Source organism: Novosphingobium aerophilum, assembly GCF_014230305.1.
GTDB lineage: Bacteria > Pseudomonadota > Alphaproteobacteria > Sphingomonadales > Sphingomonadaceae > Novosphingobium > Novosphingobium aerophilum.
The window spans coordinates 1-21,515 of sequence record NZ_JACLAU010000041.1 but is presented as its reverse complement, the minus strand read 5'-3'; the positions used below and the strand labels follow the sequence as shown (position 1 = coordinate 21,515).

Genomic DNA, 21,515 nt, shown 5'->3' with positions numbered 1-21,515 from the left:
ACATTTCCAATGTTTGATGCAATCGTGATCGGTTCGGGCATGAGCGGCAGCATGGCTGCCAAGGAGCTATGCGAACGCGGCCTGAAAACCCTGGTGATCGAACGCGGGCGCAAGCTCGAACACGGGGCTTCCTATACCGACTGGATGCAGCCTTGGGACCTGCCGAACGCCGGCATGGTGGCTGAAGAAGTGCTTGCGCGGGACTACAAAGTCCAAGGCAAGCAGTACAACATGAACACCGCCACCCAGCAGTACTGGGTGAAGGACAACGAGCATCCCTATACGACGCCGGAAGACAGACCCTTTGCCTGGATCAGGGGTTATCACCTGGGCGGGCGTTCGATCATGTGGGGGCGCCAGTCCTATCGCCTCTCGCCCATGGATTTCGAAGCCAACGCCCGCGACGGCCATGGTTCGGACTGGCCGATCCGCTATGAAGATCTGGCCTCCTGGTATTCGCATGTCGAAAAATTCATCGGGGTTTCCGGGTCCGTCGAGGGATTGCCGCAGCTGCCGGATGGCGAATTCCTTCCTCCCTTCGAACTCAACGATGGCGAAAAACTGTTCAAGGCCGCGGTTGAAGCCAAGTTTCCAGGACGCAAGGTCATCCCGGGCAGGGTTGCCAACCTGTCAAAGGCGCAGCCCCATCACGAAGAACTGGGCCGCAACAGCTGTCAGGTGCGGAATTTCTGCGACCGCGGTTGCAGCTATGGTGCCTATCACTCGGCCCTCAGTTCAGCCCTTCCCGCAGCGCAGCGGACCGGCAATCTCACCATCGTGACCGATGCCATTGTCCACTCGATCATCCATGATCCTGCAACCCGTCGGGCCACGGGTGTCAGGGTGATCGATTCCAACACCAAGGTCGGCCGCACTTATGAAGCGAAAGTGATATTCTGCTGCGCTTCGACCATCGGCACGGCCCAGATCCTGTTGAACTCCCGCAGCGAGGACATGCCCAAGGGGCTCGCCAACAGTTCGGACATGGTCGGAAGACACCTGATGGACCACCTGTTCTCCCTATCGGTGGCGGGCATCCTGCCGAAAGGCCCGGAAACCTATTACCACGGGCGCAGGCCGACCGGCATGTACATTCCACGTTATCGCAACGTCGGCAGCACTGATGAATTCCTGCGGGGCTATGGTTTCCAGGGAGCGGCCAGCCGCCTGGGCTGGCGCAGCGCGGCGCTGGGCTTGCCGGGCATCGGTGCCGATCTCAAGGCGCGCACCCGCAAGCTGGGTCCGTGGCTGGTCTATATCTCGGGCTTTGGCGAGATGTTGCCCAATCCGGAAAACCGGGTCACACTCGACCCGTCGGAGACCGACCAGTGGGGCATTCCTCTGGTTCGCATCGACTGTGCCCATGGCGAAAACGAACGCAAGATGACCAGTCAGATACTGGAAGATGCAAAAGCCATGATCCAGGCGGCAGGCGGCATGGTGGTCAGTGCGGCAACCGGCCCGGCAGAGCCTGGCCTTGGCATCCATGAAATGGGGACGGCCTGCATGGGCAGGGATCCGGGCAAATCGGTTCTTAACGCCCACAATCAGGCCCACGATGTCGCCAACCTGTTCATAACCGATGGTGCGGCCATGCCTTCGTCCGGCTGCCAGAACCCGTCGCTGACCTATATGGCGCTATCAGCCCGGGCAGCGGATCATGCGGCGAAATTGCTTGGGGAAGGCAAATTGTGATGCGGACCATTAAGTTCCTTTTGGCCTTGGCCGCACTGGCCATTTCTGCACCCGTCCTGGCGCGGGCGCCGATCGATTGTCCGCTGCGCGACGCGCCCTTTTCCGCGCAGAGCCCCCTCATCGATCTGCTGCTAAGCCCTGCGGCAAAGGCCGTATTGGACCGCGAAACCGGGGGCCGGATCGACAAACTGCCGCCGATGTTCCTGAACACCCAACCGCCCACCTTCGGGGCAATCCTGACCCTGAAGGAAAACGCGACCTGGACTGGCCTGAGCCCATCGCGGCTGGAAGCGGTCGATCAGGCACTGCGCGCCCTTCCCGTCACCCCGGCTGACAGGGCCGCCCGCTGCGCCCGCTATGACAATGATCGGCCCCATTTCAACTTCCCCCGTGATCGGGGCAAGCCGCGCATCCTGATCTTCGAAAAGATCAACGGCTTCAAGGATACGCCATCGGTCGAAGCTGCCCGCGCCGCGCTGGTCGCCATGGCGCAGCGCAAGGGCTGGTATATTGCCGCCACGCAAAGCGGTGGTGCCATCAATCCGGCAACCCTGCGCCAGTTCGACGTGGTTTTCTGGAACAATGTCAGCGGCGATGTCTTGACCCTGTCACAACGCCGCGCCTTGCAACGCTACCTTGAACGAGGCGGCGGTTTCGTGGCGGTCCACGGATCAGCGGGCGATTTCAACTATTTCTGGGATTGGTATGCCGACAGCCTGATCGGCGCCCGCTTCATCGGACACACGCTGGCGCCGCAGTTCCAGAACGCGCGGATCGTAGTTGACCAGCAGCATCCGCTTGCTGCGACGCTTCCTGCTGACTGGGCTATGACCGACGAATGGTATTCCTTCCGTGGCGATCCCCGCGCGAAGGGCGCGAACGTCCTGCTCAGCCTCGATGAAGCAAGCTACAATCCAGTCGGGCCGATGGGTACCGACATACGCATGGGTTCGCATCCGCTCGCTTGGACGAATTGCATCAAACGTGGCCGGATGTTCTATTCGGCAATCGGCCACAAGCCGGAAACATATGTCGAACCCAACCACGTGAAACTGCTTGAAGCAGCAATCGAATGGGCGGCAACCGAAAGAAGGGCATGCAGGTGACTAGAGTCAAACTTTGGAATATCCTGTTCGTTAGCGCATTGCCGCTGTCGCTGGCCGCCTGCGTTTCCCTGCGGCAACCAACGAACGGCCTGGCGCCGTTGCCGCGGGTCGCCACGGTCGACGAACGCTTTCTGTCTTACAATGTAGAAATGGTCGAAGTGACCGGCGGCCGGTTCTGGGCGCCCTATGACGGGCCAAAGGGTGAAATGTATCGCATGCGCCCGCCGACGAATCTGGCTGATCGACGCCTTGTCGCCATGGCCCGTCAACTTGGCCCCGCCTATATACGCATTTCCGGGACCTGGGCGAACAGTACCTATCTGCCCGCCCCGGGAGAGGTCGTCACGTCTCCTCCGCCTGGCTTCAACCAAGTGCTTACGCGCGACCAGTGGCGCGGTGCCGTGGCATTTGCCGCAGCTGTCGACGCGAAGATCGTGACCAGCTTTCCCGCCAGCGCCGGTGCACGCCATCCCGACGGCAGCTGGAATCCCGAGCAGGCCCAGCGTCTGCTTGACCTGACGCGCGAAGCTGGCGGCGAAATCCACAGCGCGGAACTGTTCAATGAACCGACAATTCCGCCGCATGGAGCGTTTCCGAAAGGATATGGCGTAGCCGACTTCGCCAGGGATTTCCGGATTTTCAAAAGCTGGGCAGCAAAGGCTGCCCCAGGCATGAAACTGGCAGGCGCAGGCGGGACCGCCGAAGGCACGATGATGAAGCACACGCCCCAGTCGGATTCCATGGGCTTTCTGCAATCGGAAGACCTGCTGGCCGCCAACCCCGGCAGCCTCGATATCGTCACGTATCATTTCTACGGCAACGTCTCGCAACGCTGCGGCTCATCGCCAAGCCTGAAGGACACAGCCCTTTCGGCCGACTGGCTGGACCGGACTCTGATCGACGCCAATTTCTACGGCGCAATGCGGGACCGGCATGAACCGGGCAAGCCGATGTGGCTGAACGAAACGGCGCAGGCGGCCTGCGGTGGTAGCCCCTGGGCACAGACGTTCCTCGACAGCTTCCGCTTTCTCAACCAGATGGGGGCGCTGGCGCAAAAGAGCGTCCAGGTGGTGGCTCACAACACACTGGCGGCATCGGACTATGGCCTGATCGATCAGGATACGCTGAAGCCCCGCCCGAATTACTGGGCGGCGGTGCTCTGGAAGCGCACCATGGGAGCAACGGTACTGGCGCCTCCCGCCTCGCCCTCGCCTGGTCTCAGGCTCTATGCCCATTGCCTGCCCGGCAAAGGCGGAGGCGTTGGTTTGCTGGCGATCAACACTGAAGCATCTGCACAGTCGCTCCCGCTTGGTACCAAGGGCCGCTCGTGGGTGCTGACCGGCCAGCCGCTCGACACACGCGAAGTTCTGGTCAATGGGCGTGTTCCGGCCCTTACGGCGTCAGGAAACCTGTCGGGCCTGGACGGCGCATTGCTGGGAGCCTCCCTGACGGTACCTGGACAGGCCATTGCCTTTGCCGCCCTGCCCGGAGCCGGCAATCCGGCATGTCGCTGAGGTTGATGGCAAGGCGAACTGACGCCAAAGAGCGATGAGCCTGACTCATCGCTCTTTGGTAAATCCCGTGCGGCGATTCAGCATTCCCAGGGCTAGAGCATCGTGCGGAATATCGCTCGATCAGTAATGCTGGTCCTCAGGCAGGTTCAGTATCATGCCGTCCATCGCTTCGTTCACTTTGGTCTGGCAGGCGAGTCGGACGCCATCGGTTTGGTCATTCCAGTAGTCAATCATGTCCTTCTCGGAGGAGGAAGGATTGGCAAAGCAACTGCGCCACTGTTCCGGCACGTAGACACGGCATGTCCCGCAGGCGCAATTTCCTCCGCAATCCGCGGAAATGCCGGGCACCTCGCCATAGGTGGCTGCTCTCATCAATGACTGTCCCACCGGCGCATCGACTTCGGTGCGCGAGCCATCATGCTCGACGAAAGTTATCTTGACCATGCTTCACCCCTTGATCGTCAACGCCTTCACGCGCGGTCGAAATCCATCCACTGCTCGGTGACGCCCAGCAACGAATAGTTCGGCAGGAATGAGAAGTTGCGATTGCCGGCGGGGCCATGCCTTGCATCGCTGATCCTGATGTTCTTCATCCGTACAAGCAGACGCTCGATCGCAATGCGTCCCTCAGCACGGGCCAGCGGTGCTCCGGCGCAGGCGTGAAGGCCGCGCCCAAAGGCAACATGGGTTCGGCCATTCTTGCGGTCGATGTCGAAATTAGTGGGATCGTCGAAACGACGGGGGTCGCGGTTCATTCCCAGCGTGTGGAGCATGACATGCTGGCCGGGCCGAAAGTCGAAGCCGCCGATAGTCACCGGTCTGCGCACATACCGAAACGTGCTTTTCGACGTGCCAAAAAGGCGCAGCGTCTCGTCCACGAAATCGGCGATCCTGGCCGGTTCGCTACGAAGTCGCTCAGCGAGTTCGGGCTGGTCCGACAAATGTCGCAGCATCGCCGTGAAAAGCTGCACGGTCGTATCCTGCCCGGCGCCGAAGAGGAAAGTGGCAAGGCCGACGACCTCCTCGATCGTGGGTAGCGTACCGTCTTCGTATGTCTGCTGCGCCATACGTGTAAGCACGTCGTCGCGCGGATTGGCACGGCGATCGGCAATATACTGGTAAAAGGCCATGCCCATCTGGGCCAGCGGATTGGTTCCCATGTCGAACGTGCCACCCACGTTTCCGGGCAACTGGCTGGGGTCCGCCGTTAACGAACGCACCATGTCGTTGTCTTCTTTGGGAATCCCCATCAGGTCCGCCACCGTGAGCTGCGCATAGGGCGCACCGAAATCGCTGACGACATTGAACGTACCGCGATCGATGAACTCATCGATGATTTCATCGGCCAGGGTGTACATGTACTGTTCATTCGCCTTGAGGCGTGCCGGCGTGATAATCCCGTTGAGGATCGTCTTCGAACGGGCGTGTGCCGCCTCGTCTTCTGACATGATCATGCCGAGATAGGGATTGGCCGCGCGGCAATGTTCGATCTGTTCGTCGATGTCCCGGTCGGCATCGTATTCAAGCGGCAGAAATGGGCCGGTGACGGTATTGATCGCCGAAAAGTGGATGTCGTCCTTGTAGATGGCTACGCCTTCGTCATACCCGGTCACGGCCACCACGTTGCGGAAACCAAGCGGCGTGATCGGACCTTTGGCTCTTAGTGCTTCCACATATTCAAAGGGCCTCTGAGCGGCAGCATTGTCCACAAAGACGTCTGCATTTGCGAGTTCGGACATGTTTCTCTCCACTTAGTCCATTTGGCGCGCGAGAGCGCTTACCAGCATCGGCCATCATATTTATGCGCTATAATGTAGCATATCCAACAAGAATTGACCTGAATCAAGTTCGCCGAATACTGGTTGCTTTCAAGTTCGGCTCCCCGTCACCTTGGCCGAGCCGAACATGCCCATCTTGCACTTGCCGGCGAGGGTATCGCCGGTGATCTCCAGATCATACTTCAGCGTGATCTTCATCGGCTTTTCGACCTTGAGGTCGAAGCGAACGCGATTGCCTTCAAGCGTGCCGCCGGTGAACTCCTGCGAACCTTCCGGACTGCTGAGCGCGCCGCACACCGAATCTCCGTCTGTGCGCAGGGTGAGCACCATCGCCTGCGGCCCCATCGGTGTCTTGAGCACCGCGTTCCAGTCGCCATCGATGGTGGCGGGACCGCTGGCGGGTGCCGGTTCTGGCGCATCTTCGGGCCGGGCAGCAGGCCCCGGCTGCGGAGCTACTGCGGCGGGCGGCGCTTCCGTCGGCCCCGAAACATTGCGCTGCTCGATCACGTCGAGCACCCGTGCTGGGGTCAGCGGCAAGCGTAGTTCCTCGATCTCGCCGAACGGGGAAAGCGCGTCGGCAATGGCGTTGACCAGCGTCGGCGGGCCGATGATCGCCCCGCCTTCCCCTACGCCGCGCATGCCGCCGATGGTCTTGGACGGGGTATTGGCGTGGACAAATTCGATTATCGGCACGTCGCTGATCGCCGGCAGCAGATAGTCCTTGAACGTCGCCGCCAGCGGATTGCCGCGCGCGTCGTAGGGCATGTCCTCAAGCAGGACCATGCCGATGGCCTGTGCCAGTCCGCCGGAAATCTGGCCTTCGACCACGCCGGGATTGATCACCGTGCCGCAGTCCTCGCTGCTGATCCAGCGCAGGATCTTGACGAAGCCGGTGTCAGCATCGACCTCGACCACGCAGGCGTGCGCGGCGCTGGTCAGGGTCATCGGCGGCGGCTGATAGCGGAACTGCGCTTCAAGGCCGGTTTCTAAGCCGGGTGGCAAGCGGTCTGGCTCACCATAGGCAATGGCGGCAAGCTCGCCGATCGAACGCGACATTTCCGGTGCGCCTGACACATGAACCACACCGTCCTCAATGGTCACGCTTTCGGGCGAGGCATTGTAGAGGTGCGAGGCGAGCGCCTTGACCTTGTCGGACAGCATTTCCGCCGCGCGGATCGCCGCACCGCCGCCGATCACGCCCTGCCGGCTGCCTGCGGCGCCGGGGCCAAAGCCGCCATGGGCGCTGTCGCCCTCGAACACGGTGACGTCCTCGTAAGGCACGCCCAGCTTGTCGGCGATGCACTGCGCCATGGTCGTTGCGGTGCCATGCCCCTGGCTGTGAGTCGACATGGCGGCGGTGACCTTGCCGGTAGGCTCGATCCGCACTTGCGCCAGTTCGCCGGTCATCGGCGCCATGGTTCCGGCGGAACCGGTGGGTTCGATGTAAGTGGCCATGCCGAGGCCGAGATAGCGCCCCTGCGCACGCGCCTCGGCTTGTTCCTTGCGGAAAGCGGCGACGTCGAAATAGTCCACCAGCTTGTCGAGACATTCGCCGGGCGTGATGTCATCGACCGGAATGCCCATGGAGGACACGGCCGGCTGGTCGGTGAGATAGAGCAAGTTGCGGCGGCGGATTTCGACCGGGTCGATGCCGATTTTCCGCGCCGCCTTGTCGAGCAGCGTCTCGCGGATCAGCGATTCCATCGCCCATGGCCCGCGATAGGCGGCGAGGCCATTTGTGTTCGAATACCAGCCGCGGCTGAGGAACGAATAGGTCGGCAATTTGTAAGCGGCCCAAAGGAACATGTGGACGGCGATGTTGCTGTCCGCGCCTTGCGGATAAGCGCCGTTGTTGCAGTCATAGACGCCGTGACTGGCGAGCATCTTGCCCTGCGCGTCGAAACCGACATCAAGCCGCATTTCCGCCTCGCGCGCCTGACACGATGCGGTGAGCGCTTCCCAGCGGTCCTCGGTCCACTTGAGCGGGCGGCCGGTGAGCCATGCCGCGCAGATCACCGCGCATTCTTCCTTCCACGGCGTGTTCTTCAGCCCGAACGAGCCGCCGACATCCTTGGAGATTACACGGATCGACGTGCTCGGCAGGCCGAGCGCGAGGCTGACCCAGCGGGCGATGTTGTGCGGGCTCTGGCAGGTGATGTAGAGCTTGAGCTCTTCCGGCCCCTCGCGCGTGGCGAGGATCGCGCGGTTTTCCATCGGCGCCTGTGAAATGCGCTGGTGGACCACCTTCTGCTTTATCCGGAAGGCCGCGCCTTCCAGCATGGCTGCCAGTTCGTCCTCGAGTTCCTCGTCACCGATTTCGGCGGCGACATTGCTGTCGGTGCCGGGGTGGATCGGCGGCATGGCCATGGCATCGGCCAGCGTTACCACCGGATCGAGCTCCTCGATTTCGACCTCGATCAGCGCGGCGGCGTCTTCGGCGAGCGCGCGGCTGTCCGCGATGACCAGCGCGAAGGGCTCCCCGACATATTGCACCAGTTCGCCAGCGAGCGGCGTAACCGGCACTTCCGATGGCGCGAAGAAAAAGCTCATCATCGTGATCGGGCGCTTGGCCAGATCATCGGCGGTGAGTACGGCGTAAACGCCCGGCACGTCGCGCGCTGCTTCCGTATCGAGCCGCGTGATCCGCCCGCGCGCCACCTGACTGCGGGCGAAGGCGACATGGAGCATGCCCGGCACCACGACATCGTCGGTGAACTGGCCGTGGCCGGTGAGCAGGCGCGCGTCTTCCTTGCGCTCGACACGCTTGCCGATGAGGCGGGCGGAACCAACGCCCGCGCTCATGCCGCAGATCCCGTTTGTTGGCTTTGCCCGACAGTGCCCTCGGCGAGCGCCTTGGCGGCCTTGCGGATGCCCTGATAGCCGGTGCAGCGGCACAGGTGCCCGGACATGGCATTGACCAGTTCGGCCTCGTCCGGCCGTTCATTGCGGTCCACCAGAGCGGCGAAGGTGCAGACTACGCCTGGTGTGCAGAAGCCGCATTGCAACCCGTGGTTCTCGCGCATCGCCTGCTGCACCGGGTGCAGGGAGCCATCGGCGGCGGCGAGGCCCTCGGCGGTGGTGACAGTCGCGCCTTCGGCCTGAACCGCGAGCATCAGGCAGGATCGCACCGCTGCGCCATCGACGATCACCGTGCAGGCACCGCAGACGCCGTGCTCGCAGCCTAGGTGGACGCCGGTACAGCCCCCCTTTAGCCGCAGGAAATCGCCCAGACTGGTGCGCGCCTCGGTCGTCGCGGCTAGCCTTGCGCCGTTGACGGTCAATTCGACGCGGTGCTCGCTCATGCCACTTCCTTCACTTGCAGCGCGGCGCGCAGGGTCTTTTCGAACAGGCGCTTGCCGACGGTGCGGCGGTATTCGGCGCTGGCGTGCTGGTCGTCGAACGGCGCGGTGGGGCGCAAGGCAAGGTCCGAGAGCGCCGCGATGTCGATGCCGTCCAGCGTCTGGCCGGCCAGTACAGCCTCAGCCTCGGTCATGGCCACCGGAGTCGGTCCCATCGCCATCCATGCCAAACCGGCGCGGGTAATCTTGCCGCCATCGAGCGCGAGCGTGCCGACGAAACCGGTCAGGGCAAAATCGCCGGGCCGCTGGGCAAGCTCGTTGAACAGCACGACATGGCCTTCGCCCCAGTCGGGATAGGTGATGCCGGTGACGAGTTCGTCGGGCTCCAGCACGGTCATGTAGGGGCCGAGATAGAATTCGCGCGCCGGGACTGTCCGGGTGCCGCGCACCGAGGCGACGTCGATGGCAGCTCCCAGCGCCACCGCCGTGGCGGGCATCTCCGCCGCAGGCTCACCCAGCGCGACCGAACCGCCGATGGTGCCACGATTGCGCGTCTGGTGGTGCCCGACATGCCCAAGCGCGCTGACCAGCGCGGGGACATGGGCGGCGAGCGTCCCGTCCTTGAGCGCCGCTGCCTGCCGGGTGGCAGGCGCAATGCGGGTGCCACCCGGCACGCGGGTCACGCCGCTGAAGCCCTCGATGTGGTTCACGTCGACAAGAATGAAGGGCTGGCTCATCCGCAGGTTGAGCAGCGGCATCAGCGTCTGCCCGCCGGCGATCACGGTCGCGCCGCCGCCCGCCTCGGACAAGACCGCGCAGGCCTCTGCCACGGTGCGCGGGGCGACATAGTCGAACGGAGCGGGCTTCACTGGCGGCCACTCCGCTTGCCCGCTTCATAGGCCGCAGCCGCCACGATGACGAGCAAGCCCAGCACCAGCGAAACCATGCCGCCCGAGACGAGATGCGCGCCGAGGTAATAGCCGACCAGCAGCGCCACGAGCAAGGCGGCGATCCAGCCCCACAGGCCGGTTGCGCCGACCTTTGCGGGTGCGCGCGCCGGGGATGCGGCCACGGAGGCGGCGCCCGGCACAGGCGCAGCCGCGACCGGCGCGGGCTCGGCGGTTCTGCTCACCACCTCGCCGAACCTCGCGAAGAACTTGCCGGCCAGGTTCTTTGCCGTCGCATCGATGATCGGCCCGCCCAGCTGCGCCATGCGGCCGCCAACCTCGGCATCGACGGTATAGGACACCAGCGTGCCCCCGCCCGGCGCGTCAGACAGGCGCACCTTTGCGCCGCCCTTGGCATTGCCCGCGATCCCGCCATTGCCCGATCCGGTAATGGTATAGCCATTGGGCGCGTCGATGTCGGAGAGCTGGACATTACCCTTGAAGCGCGCACCGATGGGCCCAATCTTCACTTCGGCCACGGCGATGAAACTGTTGTCGCCATCGCACTCGAGATTCTGGCAGCCTGGAATGCACTGGGCGAGGACAGACGGATCGTTGAGCGCATCCCAAACCTGCCGCCGCGTCGCTGCGACGTGCTGTTCACCCTTCATTTGCATGGCCAGCCCCTCCGGCAAGAACTGATATTTGAGTTGAGACCCTTCGACAGAGTCGTTATGCGACTATGTGTAGCATAACGGAATCGCGTCAAGCGGTCTCTGCGCATAAAAACGCGATTACGAATGATTGGGAAGGAACACCCGGTGAATATCCAAAGGTTCAAGCGACTGTTCGCGCTTCCTGCGCTGCTGGCCCTGTCGGCCTGCGGTGGTACCGCACAGCCGGTCGAAGATGCGCTCGTCGCCAATCCCGACGAGTGGCCGAGCTGGGGCCGCACCGGGCACGAGGCGCACTATTCTCCGCTGGACGAGATCGACACCGGCAATGTTGGCGAACTGAAGCTGGCCTGGCATTACGACCTGGAGTCCGGCTATACTCCCACCACCCCGCTGATGGCCGAGGGCAAGGTGTTCATCACCACCGGCCACTCACACATCCGCGCCTTCGCCGCCGATACCGGCAAGCTGCTGTGGGAGTACGACGGCGGCACGCGAGAGAGGGCGACGTCTTCCATGGGGCTTGGCTGGGGCAGCAAGGGCATCGCCTATGACACGGGCAAGGTGTTTCTCGTCACTACCGACGGTTTCGTCGTCGCGCTCGACGCCAGCACCGGCAAGGAAGTCTGGAAAATGCAGGATGCGCCCGCCGATGGCGCTCCGCGCCAGTACAACGGGCCGCCGCGAGCCTTCGGCGGCAAGGTGATCGTCGGCTTCGGCGGCGCAGACATCAGCTCGGCGCGCGGCTTCGTCACCGCCTATGACGCGGAGACTGGCAAGCGCGCTTGGCGCTTCTATTCGGTCCCCGGCGACGAGGCCAATGCCGGTGGAGCCAAGGCCGATGCGCTCATGGCCAAGACCTGGCCATCGGGCTGGAAGAAGCCGGACGGATCGCGCCGCGGCGGCGGCGGCACGGCGTGGAATGCCTTCAGCTACGATCCCGAGCTGGGGCTGATCTACCTCGGCCTTGGCAACGGCTTCCCTTATAACACAAACCTGCGCAGCCCTAGCGGCGGAGATAACCTGTTCCTCTCCTCAATTGTCGCGGTGAAGGCCGATACCGGCGAATATGTCTGGCACTATCAGCTTTGCCCCGCCGAGCAGTGGGACTGCACCGCTACAGCCGACATGACGCTGGCAACGCTGGAGATCGACGGCAAGCCGCGCAAGGTGCTCATGCAGGCGCCAAAGAACGGCTTCTTCTACGTAATCGACCGGGCGAGCGGCGAGTTCATCTCGGCCGAGAAAATCGCAAAGGTGACATGGGCCGAGAAGATCGATCCCAAGACCGGCCGCCCGGTGGAGAACCCGGGCATCCGATACCAGGGCAAGCCCGGTCTGTTCGAGATGTGGCCCGGGCCGACCGGCGCGCACAGCTGGATGCCGCAGGCATACAGCCCGCAAACCGGCCTCGTCTACGTGCCGGTACAGGACATGGGTGCACTGATCGGCGAAGGACAGGCAGGCGGCGGAGAGCTGGGCGGCGGCAATGGCACCACCTTGATCCCCGAAGTGGACCTGCCGGGCAACCACCGTTCCTACCTCAAGGCGTGGAACCCGATGACGCAGAAGGAAGCCTGGCGGGTGGACCTGCCCGGCACCTGGCCGGGCGGGGTGCTGGCAACATCGGGCGGCCTGGTCTTCCAGGGCAGGCTCGACGGCAAGTTGGTCGCCTATGACGCTGCGAACGGCAAGGAAGTCTGGTCCTTCCAGACCGAAAGCCCGATCGTCGGCGCGCCGATCTCCTACCGCATGGGCGGCAGGCAGTACATTACCGTCATCACGGGTGCGGGCGGCCAAGGGGTGGGCATGCAGACGCTGGGCAACCAGGCGATCCGCACCGACTATCGCTTGCCACGCCGCGTGCTGACTTTCGCGCTGGGCGGCACCGACACCGTCCCGCCGTTCGCCTACGAAGAACCGCAGCCCCCCGCTGATCCGACATGGAAAGCCAACCCCGCGCTCGCCCAGACCGGCGCCATGAACTATGGCATGAACGCCTGCCTGGTCTGCCACGGCTGGAACGCGGTGGCATCGGGCGCCGCGCCTGACCTGCGCATGTCTCCGGCCATCACCGATGCCGCGACCTTCCGCGCCATCGTCAAGGAAGGCGCCCTCAAGCCGAACGGCATGCCGCCCTTCCCGCAGATCAGCGATACCGAACTGGAGGCAATTCGCTTCTTCCTCCGCACCCGCGCGCAGCAGGTGTCGGCCGAGCGTAAGGCCCTGGCCGAGCGGCAGGCCGCCGCCACAGCCAAACCGCAGGACTTCGCCGGCAAGTGGGCCGTGGTCATCCAGACCTCGGCAGGCCCGCAGCAAGCCGTGCTCGACCTTACTGTCAGCGGGAACGCCGTGACCGGCAAGACCACCGCCGAACAAGGATCTGCCGACCTCAAGGGCACATACGCGAACGGCCGCATCAAGCTGGAAGGCCGCGCATCCATGCCATTCCCCATCGCGATCGGATATGACCTAACCGTGCGCGAAGGAAGCCTGACCGGCGACAACTCAAACGGGCCATTCGGCACCTTCCCGGTCACCGGAGTGCGGGCGAAATAAGACATGACGACGTGGCATGATGAGAAAAATGGCATGGCGCGGCAACATGCGCTGGCAGCACTGCTTGTGTTCAGCTTGGGCTTTCCCCAAGCGACATGGGCGAGCGGCAAGGGTGCCGTTGCCATCGATCCGTCCGTCTTGCCGGCGATCGGCAAGGTCGACTCGCGATTCCAGTCCTACAACGTTGAAATGGCAGAAGTCATCGGCGGACGATTCTGGGCACCCTATGCCAAGCCTGGCGAACAGGCCCAGCCGATCAATACCCAGGTCAGCGGTAGGCTGGCCCTCGAAGCAAGTCTTTTTCGTCAACGTCCGCCCGCCAACTTGGCAAACCGCCGGCTCCGCGCCCTCGCGCGCGGGCTTGGCCCAGCCTACATCCGCGTCAGCGGTTCATGGGCCAATACGACCTAGTTCAACGACAGCAACGGCCCAGCCCCGGCAAAGCCGCCACGAGGCTTTCAGAATATCCTCACACGGCAGCAGTGGGCCGGCGTTGTCGCCTTTGCCAGGACCGTGGACGGGCGGCTGACGATCTCGTTTGCGGCCAGCGACGGCGCGCGCGATGCCAATGGCGTATGGAAGCCCGATGAAGCGCGCAAGCTGCTGCGCTATACACGCCGGATCGGTGGGCGCATCTATGGCGCCGAGTTGATCAACGAGCCCAATCTTGGCGCAACTTCGGGCTTGCCCGCCGGCTACAACGCCGCATCGTTCGCCCGCGACGTCGCCGCCTTCAGGGACTTCGTGAAGGCCGAGGCTCCAGAGCTTCGCACAATCGGTCCGGGCTCGACCGGCGAAACCGGCGTTGCCCTGTTCAACAGCCGCGGCCTGTCGACCGAATCCATGCTTGGCGCAGACCCGCACCCCCGGTTCGATTACTTCGCCTATCATTTCTATGGTGGCCGCTCGGAGCGTTGCTCGCTCATGGCGCCGACCAGTGCCATCCAGCCAGAGAACGCGCTGGGTGAGGAATGGCTGTCCCGGACAGACCGGGCACTGGCATTCTACAAAGACCTGCGCGACCGCTTCAACCCGGGAGCACCAATCTGGCTCAATGAAACGGCTCAGGCATCCTGTGGCGGTGATCGCTGGGCCGCAAGCTTTCTCGATTCATTCCGCTACACTGACCAGCTGGGCAGGTTGGCGCGTGGCGGCGTCTCAGCCGTGTTCCACAACACCCTTGCCGCTTCCGACTATGGCCTGATCGACGAAGCGACACTAACCCCACGCCCAAACTACTGGGCGGCGCTACTCTGGCGGCGACTGATGGGAGAGACCGTGCTTGGCGGCGCCGAAAGCCAGCCGGGCCTGCACCTCTACAGCCATTGCATGCGTGGCAAGTCCGGTGGGGTGGCCCTGCTCGCCATCAACGTCGATCCGGGCAAAGGCAGGCAGATAGCCTTGGCCAAAGGTGGCGAAGGCTATGCACTGACAGCGCGCGAATTGCGCGACCAGGCCGTCTTTCTCAACGGCGCTACCCTGTCCATGAAGGGCGACAGGCTCCCGCGGATCGCTGGCGTCCGATTGAGTCCCGGAATCCTGTCCTTGCCGCCTGCCAGCATCCAGTTTGTTGCGGTTCCGGACGCAGGCAATCCCGCCTGCACTTCTGCGAGGAAAAATCGATGAGAAACCCGAAGACGGCTATTGATTCACACGATTGCACAAGGTCTACAATGTCAGCCTTTCAGGGCCATGGTTGGGGAGAGATGCCGCACAAACGGGAGCCGATGTGATGACCGTTGCAAGACGGCAAGTTCTGGACTGAGGCGCCACGCTTGGTGCCGCCACCCTTCTGGGCGCGGCGACCACTCCTCCTGCTGGCCAACCCAATATTCTCTGGATAGTGACAGAAGACAACAACCCCTAGCTGGGCTCTTACGGCGACAAGTTGGCGCATACACCGACTATAGATGCCCTGGCGAAGCGCGGATTGCTCTATCGCAACTCCTACTCAAATGTGCCGGTCTGCGCCCCTTCGCGCTTCGCCATCCTGACCGGAATGCCACCCGAAAGTTGCAGCCCGGCGAATCAGCACCGGGCGCGGGCCAGGCTTCCGGCTTCTTTTAGAGCGGTTTCCACACGAACTGACTCGGTAGGGATTCCCAAACGGCCTGATGTGATTCATATGTGGACGCCCCCTTGGCAAGGGCCTTTGTCGGGACGGGTTTTGATCGGTTGCTTTCATATGTCCGGCCTGTTTGTGCGGCGTTTTGGTTGCCGCTGGCCGTGTTGGAAATCCGCCGGTGAGGTCCCTAAACAAGCTCCCGCGCCTTGAAGCGCGTTGACTCTTTACAAGAATTCGGCTCCTGCGTGTTCGTCAAACAGCTCGGCTGCTCGGACATAGCCCAGCAGCACCTCGACCTTTTTGTGCCGCGACACCTCCTGCATCTTGGCGATGGTGGCGCCTGAGCGAGATGCCTCGGTGAGGAACCCTGCTCGCAAGGAATGACCGGCTACCGTTTCGGGATCGAGCCCCACCCGTCCCGCGTATTTCTGGATCAACCGCGCGATCGAACGGTCCGACATGGGCTTGTCGGTCAGCCGCCCTTGCGGGTCGATCCGGTAGAACAGCGGTCCCGCGCCGCCGCCCCGCACCGCGAGCCAGGCCTTTAGCCGCTCGACCGGCCTCAGCGCCTTACCGGAGGGCACCGCGATCACTTGCCCCTCCCCGTCCTGATCGGTCTTGGAATGGCGCAGCATCAGCTTCAGGCCCTTGTCGACCAGCTCCACATCGTGCGATTCGAGCGCGACCAGTTCCGACCGCCGCAGCGCCGCCGCCAGCCCCAGCGCCAGCACCGCCCGGTCACGGATCGAACGCGTCCCCTCCCCGTCCGCCGCAGCTATCATCGCCGTCAAGTCCTTGGCTGTAATCGCCGTCTTTTTGGCGCTTGGCCGTGTGCGCTGTTCGCGGCGGATCCCGGCGAGCGTATCAGCAATGACCATCTTGTCGTCGCGCACAGTCGGCGCGACCAGTCCGTCCTGCCGGTGCTTCCACCCGATTGCCGCGAGATGACGGCCGATCGTGCTGTCGGCCTTGCCCGCCATGGCGAGCGAGGCGAGGTAGGTCGCCACGGCCTCGACCCGCGCCGGCAGCGGTTCGAGCGAACGTTCATCGCACCAACCTTCGAACTGGTTCCAGTCGCTGGTGTAGGCGCGAATTGTGTTGGCCGCCTTGGCCTGGGCGCGATAGGATCGGGCAGCCGCGATCTCTTCGCCCAACCTCCTCCCGGGCAGCTCGATTGCAGCGCGGGATGCTGCTTGGAGCGGGCTGATAGCGGCCCGGGCTTCAGCTTCGACAGCAACGCCGTTCATTTCCGCCATTTTCTGGCCCTTCCTCGCACCAAAACTGTCACTTAAAGAATACGGGCGGACGAGAAAACGGCCGAGTTGCGTGGATCATGTACAAGAATACCTCCGGACGTTCGACCTGACAGCGCGATTCTGCTACAAAACGACCGGACCCGGCAACACGAGTCCCTGGCGAAAATCGGGGATAGGTCATGGCCGAAACAGGCACTGCCCTCACGACGGTTGATCATACAGAATGGCGCAAAGCTTGTGAGCGCGAGCCTATCATTCGTGCGCTTACGGCAGAGCCCCGGCTCGGACGCAAAGCGATTGCTGAGGCCGGCCTGAAGCTGAGCCTCAACCGGTCCCGAATTTACGAACTGCTCGCGAGATACCGGGAAAACCCAGTGACCAGTTCGTTGGTCGACCAGCACGATGGATTTCCCAAAGGGCGCTCTCGCCTCCCTTGCGAGGTGGAACGCCTGATCGATGCCAAAATAGAGCAATTTTATCTCAGCCGTCCAAAGCCCACCATCGCACAACTGGTCCGTCAAATTCGCTTTTCGTGCCTGGAGCAGAATCTGCGACCTCCAGCACGGCAAACTGTTGTCCTGCGGGTCAACGCCGTGGAACGGACACGCCTGACAGGCGCCCGTGATGGGACCAAAGCCGCAGCAGACCGCTTCCGACCCGTCGTCAGCTCATACGAGGCGCAGTACCCTCTTCAGGTCGTACAGATGGACCACACGCTGGTCGATATCATCATCGTCGATGAGTATCTCAGGAGACCGGTCGGGCGGCCAACGCTGACCCTGCAGATCGACGTAGCGACGCGGGTGATACCCGGCTTCTACATTTCACTGGAACGACCTTCCGCGATTTCGGTCGGCATGGCGATCCGTCATGCAGTACTGCCCAAGAATGATTGGCTGGCCGATCGAGAGCTCACCTTCGCATGGCCTGTCTTCGGCCTGCCAGACATCCTCCATCTCGACAATGCCTCGGAATTTCACTCACGCGCGCTGACTCGGGGCTGCCAGCAATTTGGGATCGAGCTTCACTACCGTCCACCGCGCACTCCGCACTTTGGCGGGCACATCGAGCGCATGATCGGCACCGCCATCGGCGAAGTTCACCTTCTTCCGGGTACTACGTTCTCCAACATCCAGGACAAGGGAGACTACGACGCTGAGGGCAAAGCCTGCATGACCCTCAAGGAATTCGAGCGATGGTTCGCCCTCCAGGTGGGAATCTATCATCGCACCATTCACAGCTCACTTGGCGTCCCCCCGATGACAGCGTGGCAGGACGATCAAGGTAAGCGCGTTGCAGCCCTGCGCCTGCCGGCCGATGAAGAACGTTTTCTGCTCGACTTCCTCCCGTTCGAGATGCGCCGGGTCCGGCGCGAGGGCATCAAACTCTTCCACGTTTTCTACTGGCATGGCGCTTTGGCCACGCTGGTCGCGAACAGCGTTCATAAATTCCCGATCAAATACAATCCGCTCAACCTCTCGGCCGTCTATCTCGAACTGCCCGGCGGCGAGCATGTCACAGTTCCTCTTCGCGATAAGCGGCGTCCTGCAATTACCAAGTTCGAGCACGACCAAGCCCTGAGAGCGCTTCGAGAGCGCGGGCGAACCGCCGTCGATGAGCAGATGCTTTTCGAGATGGTGAGCACGCAGCGCAGGATTGTGCTTAGGGCCGTAGAGAAGACGCGCGGAGCTCGACGATCAACCCAACGCATCGTCGATGCGCTCATCCGCGGCGAACCGCCTGCGGCCTTTGTCCAGCACCAAGAGGCCAACGCGCAGCTGACACCGCCAAATCTCGACGGGCCGGTTGTACCACTCGCGATCGAGGAGCAGTCATGAACGTGCTGTACAGCCATATCTTCCCGGCTTATCGCGAGTATGCCGAATTGACCGATGAGGCCCGGATCGACTGGCTACGCCGCGACCGCTGGATATCGTTGCCACAGGCTGAGGCCGCGCTCCGCCACCTTGAAGACCTGGTAATCTATCCGCCGCGAGGGCGAATGCCCTGCCTGTTACTGTTTGGCGCCACCGGGATGGGCAAGACCGAAATTGTCAGCCGCTTCTCGAAACTTCACGCTCCTCAGTTCGATATCAGGACCGGGCTCAGCAAGATGCCGGTGTTGCTCGCGCAGATACCGCCAGAGCCGAGTGAGGAGCAATTTTACACCGAGGTGCTGACCGCGCTAAATTGCGTCGACCTTAGCCGACTGTCCGTGCGATCGATGCGAGCGGAAGCCAGGCAACTGCTTGCCGAAGTCGAAACCAAGGTGCTCGTCCTGGATGAAATCGACAAGATGCTCGCCGGCACTCCTCGCCAGCAGCGGGTGTTCCTCAATACTATCCGCTTTTTGACCAACGATCTGAAAATTCCAATTGTTTGCGCAGGGACCGAGGACGCGCGGATGGCGGTCCTGATGGATCCGAACCTTGCCGACCGGTTTGGGGCGTTCGAATTGATGCCATGGCGCAACGATCATGCCCTGCGCCAGCTGCTTGCGAGCTTCTCGGGCCTGCTGCCCCTGAGACGCCCATCGATGCTCGACACCGTCGAAGCGCGGCAACGCGTGCTGGCCCTCACCCAGGGTGTGACGGGCCGAATATTCCGGCTCATCGAGGCAGCCGCTGTCACGGCTATCCGCGATGGCCGCGAGATGCTTGATGCCGCAAGCTTCGAGGCCAACGACGTGACGCTTCCTCTCGTCTCCATGTTTACGTCGGCAGGCAAGCGAAGGACAATCGGCCGGGCGACCGTATGAGTTTCGTGGAGCCATTCGCGGATGAACTTCTCAGTTCATGGCTGGCGCGCGTGCGATGCGATCAGCGGGCTCCGGGTGAGCCTTTGCTGCGCGCCTATCGAAATCGCGCAGGCCATTGGCGGCATCCCGATGTAAACCCAAAAAAATCGATGATCGCTGAGCTTGCCGCAAGCGAGGGCTTCACGGAAAACAGTGTCGCCGAACTCGGTCTTTGCTATCGGTATCCGAGGATCACCCCGGATTTTGTAGCCTGGCACCACGTTCCATCCGATGATCCTAGCCGAGATTTCGCGCCCGCTCTTACCCTCCGGTTGAGCTGGTGCAGTCGTTGCCTTGCCGAGGACTATGCCGCTGGCCGCCCCGCCTATATCCGTGCGGACTGGGCCATGGCTGCGTGGGGCTTCTGTTTCCGGCACCACTGGCCACTCGTCGATCGATGCGTGTCTTGCGGGAGTAGTCATTGGGCGATTAAGCGGTCATCGCAGGGGCCGCCAAGATTGTGCTGTATTCGCTGCCGTCGGGGCCTCGAACGGGCGCACCCCAGGGCGCTCGAGCTTGAGCCAGCAGCGCAGCCCATCTGGATCAATATCGTAGCCTTTGAAGCCGCGCTGAGGGGTGCGCTTAGGGGAAAGGTCCCAGATCAATTTCGCTTCAACGACACTTCAGCCGGTCAGCTGCTCGAAGAATCCGCCAGAATCTGTCTACTGTTCGCAAGGGCCCACAGGCGCTGGAGACTGCGTGATAGACTCCTACATCGGTTTGCGGCGCCTGTGCTCACGCTCGATAACGTTTGCCCCAACGAGCCTTCCTGTGAAATGCCGCTCGCGCTTGCCAGCCCCTCAATGCGTCGTTGCCTTATCGCAATCTGCGCCGCGATGCTCGATGCAGACTGTGACCCAACGGTGCGAAACGAGGACGAGCCGGTTGTCGACGTATGGGCGCGGATGGTCGATAGCATCGCACTCCAACAGTTCATTCAAGATCGTCAGGCGTGCTCGCCGACGTTGAAAAGAACAGTGGAAGCAGCGTGCCATCGGAACGAAAAAGTCGAGCGGATGTCCGCGTTACGGAGCGCCTCGACGGCCTACAAAACTCTCTTCCGTGACACGGCCGGAAATGCGTTCTCTTCGCGCCATTAAGTACCCGCGAGCCTACGGATGGCAGGCGCATTTGGCCTCTAGCTGGCCGCACGCTTTTTAGCGGCAGGTGTCCATTAACTTAGGAGGTTGGCGGCGCGCACCTGAATGCGGCGCTTCTGCTGGATTTCATCAATTCCATTCCGTCCCGCGATTGGGCAACATGCGCCTATCCAAGCCGCTCAATTGGAAACGTCTCGCGACTACGAGCGGTCAGTCCGGTTATGGCCGGGGCTGGGACATTTCTGCCGTTTGGATGGGTCGCGTCCGTCAACGTGGTGTAATTTCGGCGGTGGCCTTGGGTCATCGTCAGGCGGCTTTGGCGGTGATGTGTAGGGGCTGATTTTCCTCCTCGATCATGGGTTGATTGAGTTCGGCCATGCCTTCGATCTGCATGTAGCGATGCTGGAGCTGCCATTCGTCGTTCTGTTCGAGCAGGACCGCGCCGACGAGGCGGACGATGCTGTCCTCGTTCGGGAAGATGCCGACGACATCGGCACGGCGCTTGACCTCCTTGTTCAGCCGCTCGAGCGGATTTGTGGAGTGTAATTTCGTGCGGTGCTGGGTGGGGAAGCCGGTGTAGGCGAGCACGTCGGTTTCGGCCTCGTCCATGCAGGCGCCGAGCTTTGGCCAACGGGTGCGGAGCTGATCGGCGACCTGTCGCCAGACCTGGGTCGCGCTTTTCTGGTCGGGTTGGAGGAAGACCTGCCGGATCGCGGCGGCGACCACGGTGTTCTGGCCCTTGGGCACATAGGACAGGGCATTGCGCATGAAGTGCACCCGGCAGC

At 62.6% G+C, this 21,515-nt stretch carries 18 protein-coding genes and 1 pseudogene; 11 read left to right on the top strand and 8 right to left on the bottom strand.

Translation table 11 applies throughout. The features are described 5' to 3' along the window. Positions 1 to 9 precede the first annotated feature (9 nt). The 3 genes from H7F49_RS16405 to H7F49_RS16395 are packed head-to-tail and all read left to right on the top strand — an operon-like array spanning position 10 to position 4,315. Positions 10 to 1,695: a GMC family oxidoreductase gene (locus H7F49_RS16405; RefSeq protein WP_185684654.1), complete on the top strand. Its 1,686-nt coding sequence runs from the start codon at positions 10 to 12 to the stop codon at positions 1,693 to 1,695. Beyond that, a complete protein-coding gene (locus tag H7F49_RS16400) occupies positions 1,695 to 2,801 on the top strand; it encodes a ThuA domain-containing protein (RefSeq protein ID WP_185684653.1) in 1,107 nt (368 codons plus the stop codon). Before H7F49_RS16405 ends, H7F49_RS16400 begins: the two co-directional genes overlap by 1 nt. Further along, positions 2,768 to 4,315, top strand: coding sequence for a hypothetical protein (locus H7F49_RS16395; RefSeq protein ID WP_214647874.1), 1,548 nt, complete (start codon positions 2,768 to 2,770; stop codon positions 4,313 to 4,315). The genes H7F49_RS16400 and H7F49_RS16395 overlap by 34 nt, the downstream gene beginning before the upstream one ends. 120 nt (positions 4,316 to 4,435) lie before the next feature. Here H7F49_RS16395 and H7F49_RS16390 read toward each other — a convergent pair whose 3' ends face one another. From H7F49_RS16390 to H7F49_RS16365, 6 genes are all read right to left on the bottom strand, one after another. After that, positions 4,436 to 4,759, bottom strand: coding sequence for a 2Fe-2S iron-sulfur cluster-binding protein (locus H7F49_RS16390; protein WP_185684652.1), 324 nt, complete (start codon positions 4,757 to 4,759; stop codon positions 4,436 to 4,438). A gap of 26 nt (positions 4,760 to 4,785) precedes the next feature. Beyond that, complete coding sequence (locus H7F49_RS16385) at positions 4,786 to 6,054, bottom strand: cytochrome P450 (RefSeq protein ID WP_185684651.1); 1,269 nt, start codon at positions 6,052 to 6,054, stop codon at positions 4,786 to 4,788. Between the two features lie 129 nt (positions 6,055 to 6,183). After that, the gene (locus tag H7F49_RS16380; protein ID WP_185684650.1) at positions 6,184 to 8,895 is read right to left on the bottom strand and encodes a xanthine dehydrogenase family protein molybdopterin-binding subunit; all 2,712 of its coding nucleotides are present in this window, start codon (positions 8,893 to 8,895) and stop codon (positions 6,184 to 6,186) included. After that, positions 8,892 to 9,395 (bottom strand): (2Fe-2S)-binding protein, encoded by a 504-nt coding sequence (locus H7F49_RS16375; protein WP_185684649.1) that lies wholly within the window; start codon positions 9,393 to 9,395, stop codon positions 8,892 to 8,894. The genes H7F49_RS16380 and H7F49_RS16375 overlap by 4 nt, the downstream gene beginning before the upstream one ends. Beyond that, complete coding sequence (locus H7F49_RS19940; protein WP_185684648.1) at positions 9,392 to 10,261, bottom strand: FAD binding domain-containing protein; 870 nt, start codon at positions 10,259 to 10,261, stop codon at positions 9,392 to 9,394. Before H7F49_RS19940 ends, H7F49_RS16375 begins: the two co-directional genes overlap by 4 nt. After that, positions 10,258 to 10,950: a CoxG family protein gene (locus tag H7F49_RS16365; RefSeq protein ID WP_235982266.1), complete on the bottom strand. Its 693-nt coding sequence runs from the start codon at positions 10,948 to 10,950 to the stop codon at positions 10,258 to 10,260. The genes H7F49_RS19940 and H7F49_RS16365 overlap by 4 nt, the downstream gene beginning before the upstream one ends. Positions 10,951 to 11,079: 129 nt before the next feature. On the opposite strand from H7F49_RS16365, the gene H7F49_RS16360 reads away from it, so the two are divergent. The 4 genes from H7F49_RS16360 to H7F49_RS16350 all read left to right on the top strand — a co-directional run bounded on the left by H7F49_RS16360 (position 11,080) and on the right by H7F49_RS16350 (position 15,787). Beyond that, entirely contained in the window at positions 11,080 to 13,512 is a 2,433-nt protein-coding gene (locus H7F49_RS16360) for a PQQ-dependent dehydrogenase, methanol/ethanol family (protein ID WP_185684647.1), read from the top strand. Between the two features lie 3 nt (positions 13,513 to 13,515). Then, positions 13,516 to 13,923, top strand: coding sequence for a hypothetical protein (locus H7F49_RS19370; protein WP_214647873.1), 408 nt, complete (start codon positions 13,516 to 13,518; stop codon positions 13,921 to 13,923). A gap of 54 nt (positions 13,924 to 13,977) precedes the next feature. Continuing rightward, positions 13,978 to 15,138, top strand: coding sequence for a glycosyl hydrolase family 79 N-terminal domain-containing protein (locus tag H7F49_RS16355; RefSeq protein WP_328806824.1), 1,161 nt, complete (start codon positions 13,978 to 13,980; stop codon positions 15,136 to 15,138). 241 nt (positions 15,139 to 15,379) lie between these two features. Next, positions 15,380 to 15,787: a sulfatase-like hydrolase/transferase gene (locus tag H7F49_RS16350; RefSeq protein WP_268958982.1), complete on the top strand. Its 408-nt coding sequence runs from the start codon at positions 15,380 to 15,382 to the stop codon at positions 15,785 to 15,787. 14 nt (positions 15,788 to 15,801) lie between these two features. Here H7F49_RS16350 and H7F49_RS16345 read toward each other — a convergent pair whose 3' ends face one another. Further along, the gene (locus H7F49_RS16345; protein WP_235982263.1) at positions 15,802 to 16,731 is read right to left on the bottom strand and encodes a tyrosine-type recombinase/integrase; all 930 of its coding nucleotides are present in this window, start codon (positions 16,729 to 16,731) and stop codon (positions 15,802 to 15,804) included. 281 nt (positions 16,732 to 17,012) lie between these two features. Between H7F49_RS16345 and H7F49_RS16340 the strand changes: the two genes are divergently transcribed. The 4 genes and pseudogenes from H7F49_RS16340 to H7F49_RS19645 all read left to right on the top strand — a co-directional run bounded on the left by H7F49_RS16340 (position 17,013) and on the right by H7F49_RS19645 (position 20,730). Then, positions 17,013 to 18,671, top strand: a complete 1,659-nt coding sequence (locus H7F49_RS16340) for a Mu transposase C-terminal domain-containing protein (protein WP_017503293.1) — start codon at positions 17,013 to 17,015, stop codon at positions 18,669 to 18,671. After that, positions 18,668 to 19,591, top strand: coding sequence for a TniB family NTP-binding protein (locus H7F49_RS16335; RefSeq protein ID WP_036526781.1), 924 nt, complete (start codon positions 18,668 to 18,670; stop codon positions 19,589 to 19,591). Before H7F49_RS16340 ends, H7F49_RS16335 begins: the two co-directional genes overlap by 4 nt. Further along, a pseudogene (locus H7F49_RS19990) lies at positions 19,588 to 20,007 on the top strand (TniQ family protein); the annotation flags it as partial. The gene H7F49_RS16335 and the pseudogene H7F49_RS19990, both read left to right, overlap by 4 nt. A gap of 399 nt (positions 20,008 to 20,406) precedes the next feature. Next, positions 20,407 to 20,730 carry a hypothetical protein gene (locus tag H7F49_RS19645; protein WP_235982262.1) on the top strand — a complete coding sequence of 108 codons (324 nt, stop codon included), beginning with the start codon at positions 20,407 to 20,409 and terminating at the stop codon, positions 20,728 to 20,730. 306 nt (positions 20,731 to 21,036) lie between these two features. On the opposite strand, the gene H7F49_RS16325 is transcribed toward H7F49_RS19645, so the two are convergent. Then, on the bottom strand, positions 21,037 to 21,515 hold a 479-nt coding region (locus H7F49_RS16325; protein WP_185684644.1), incomplete at its 5' end, for a transposase.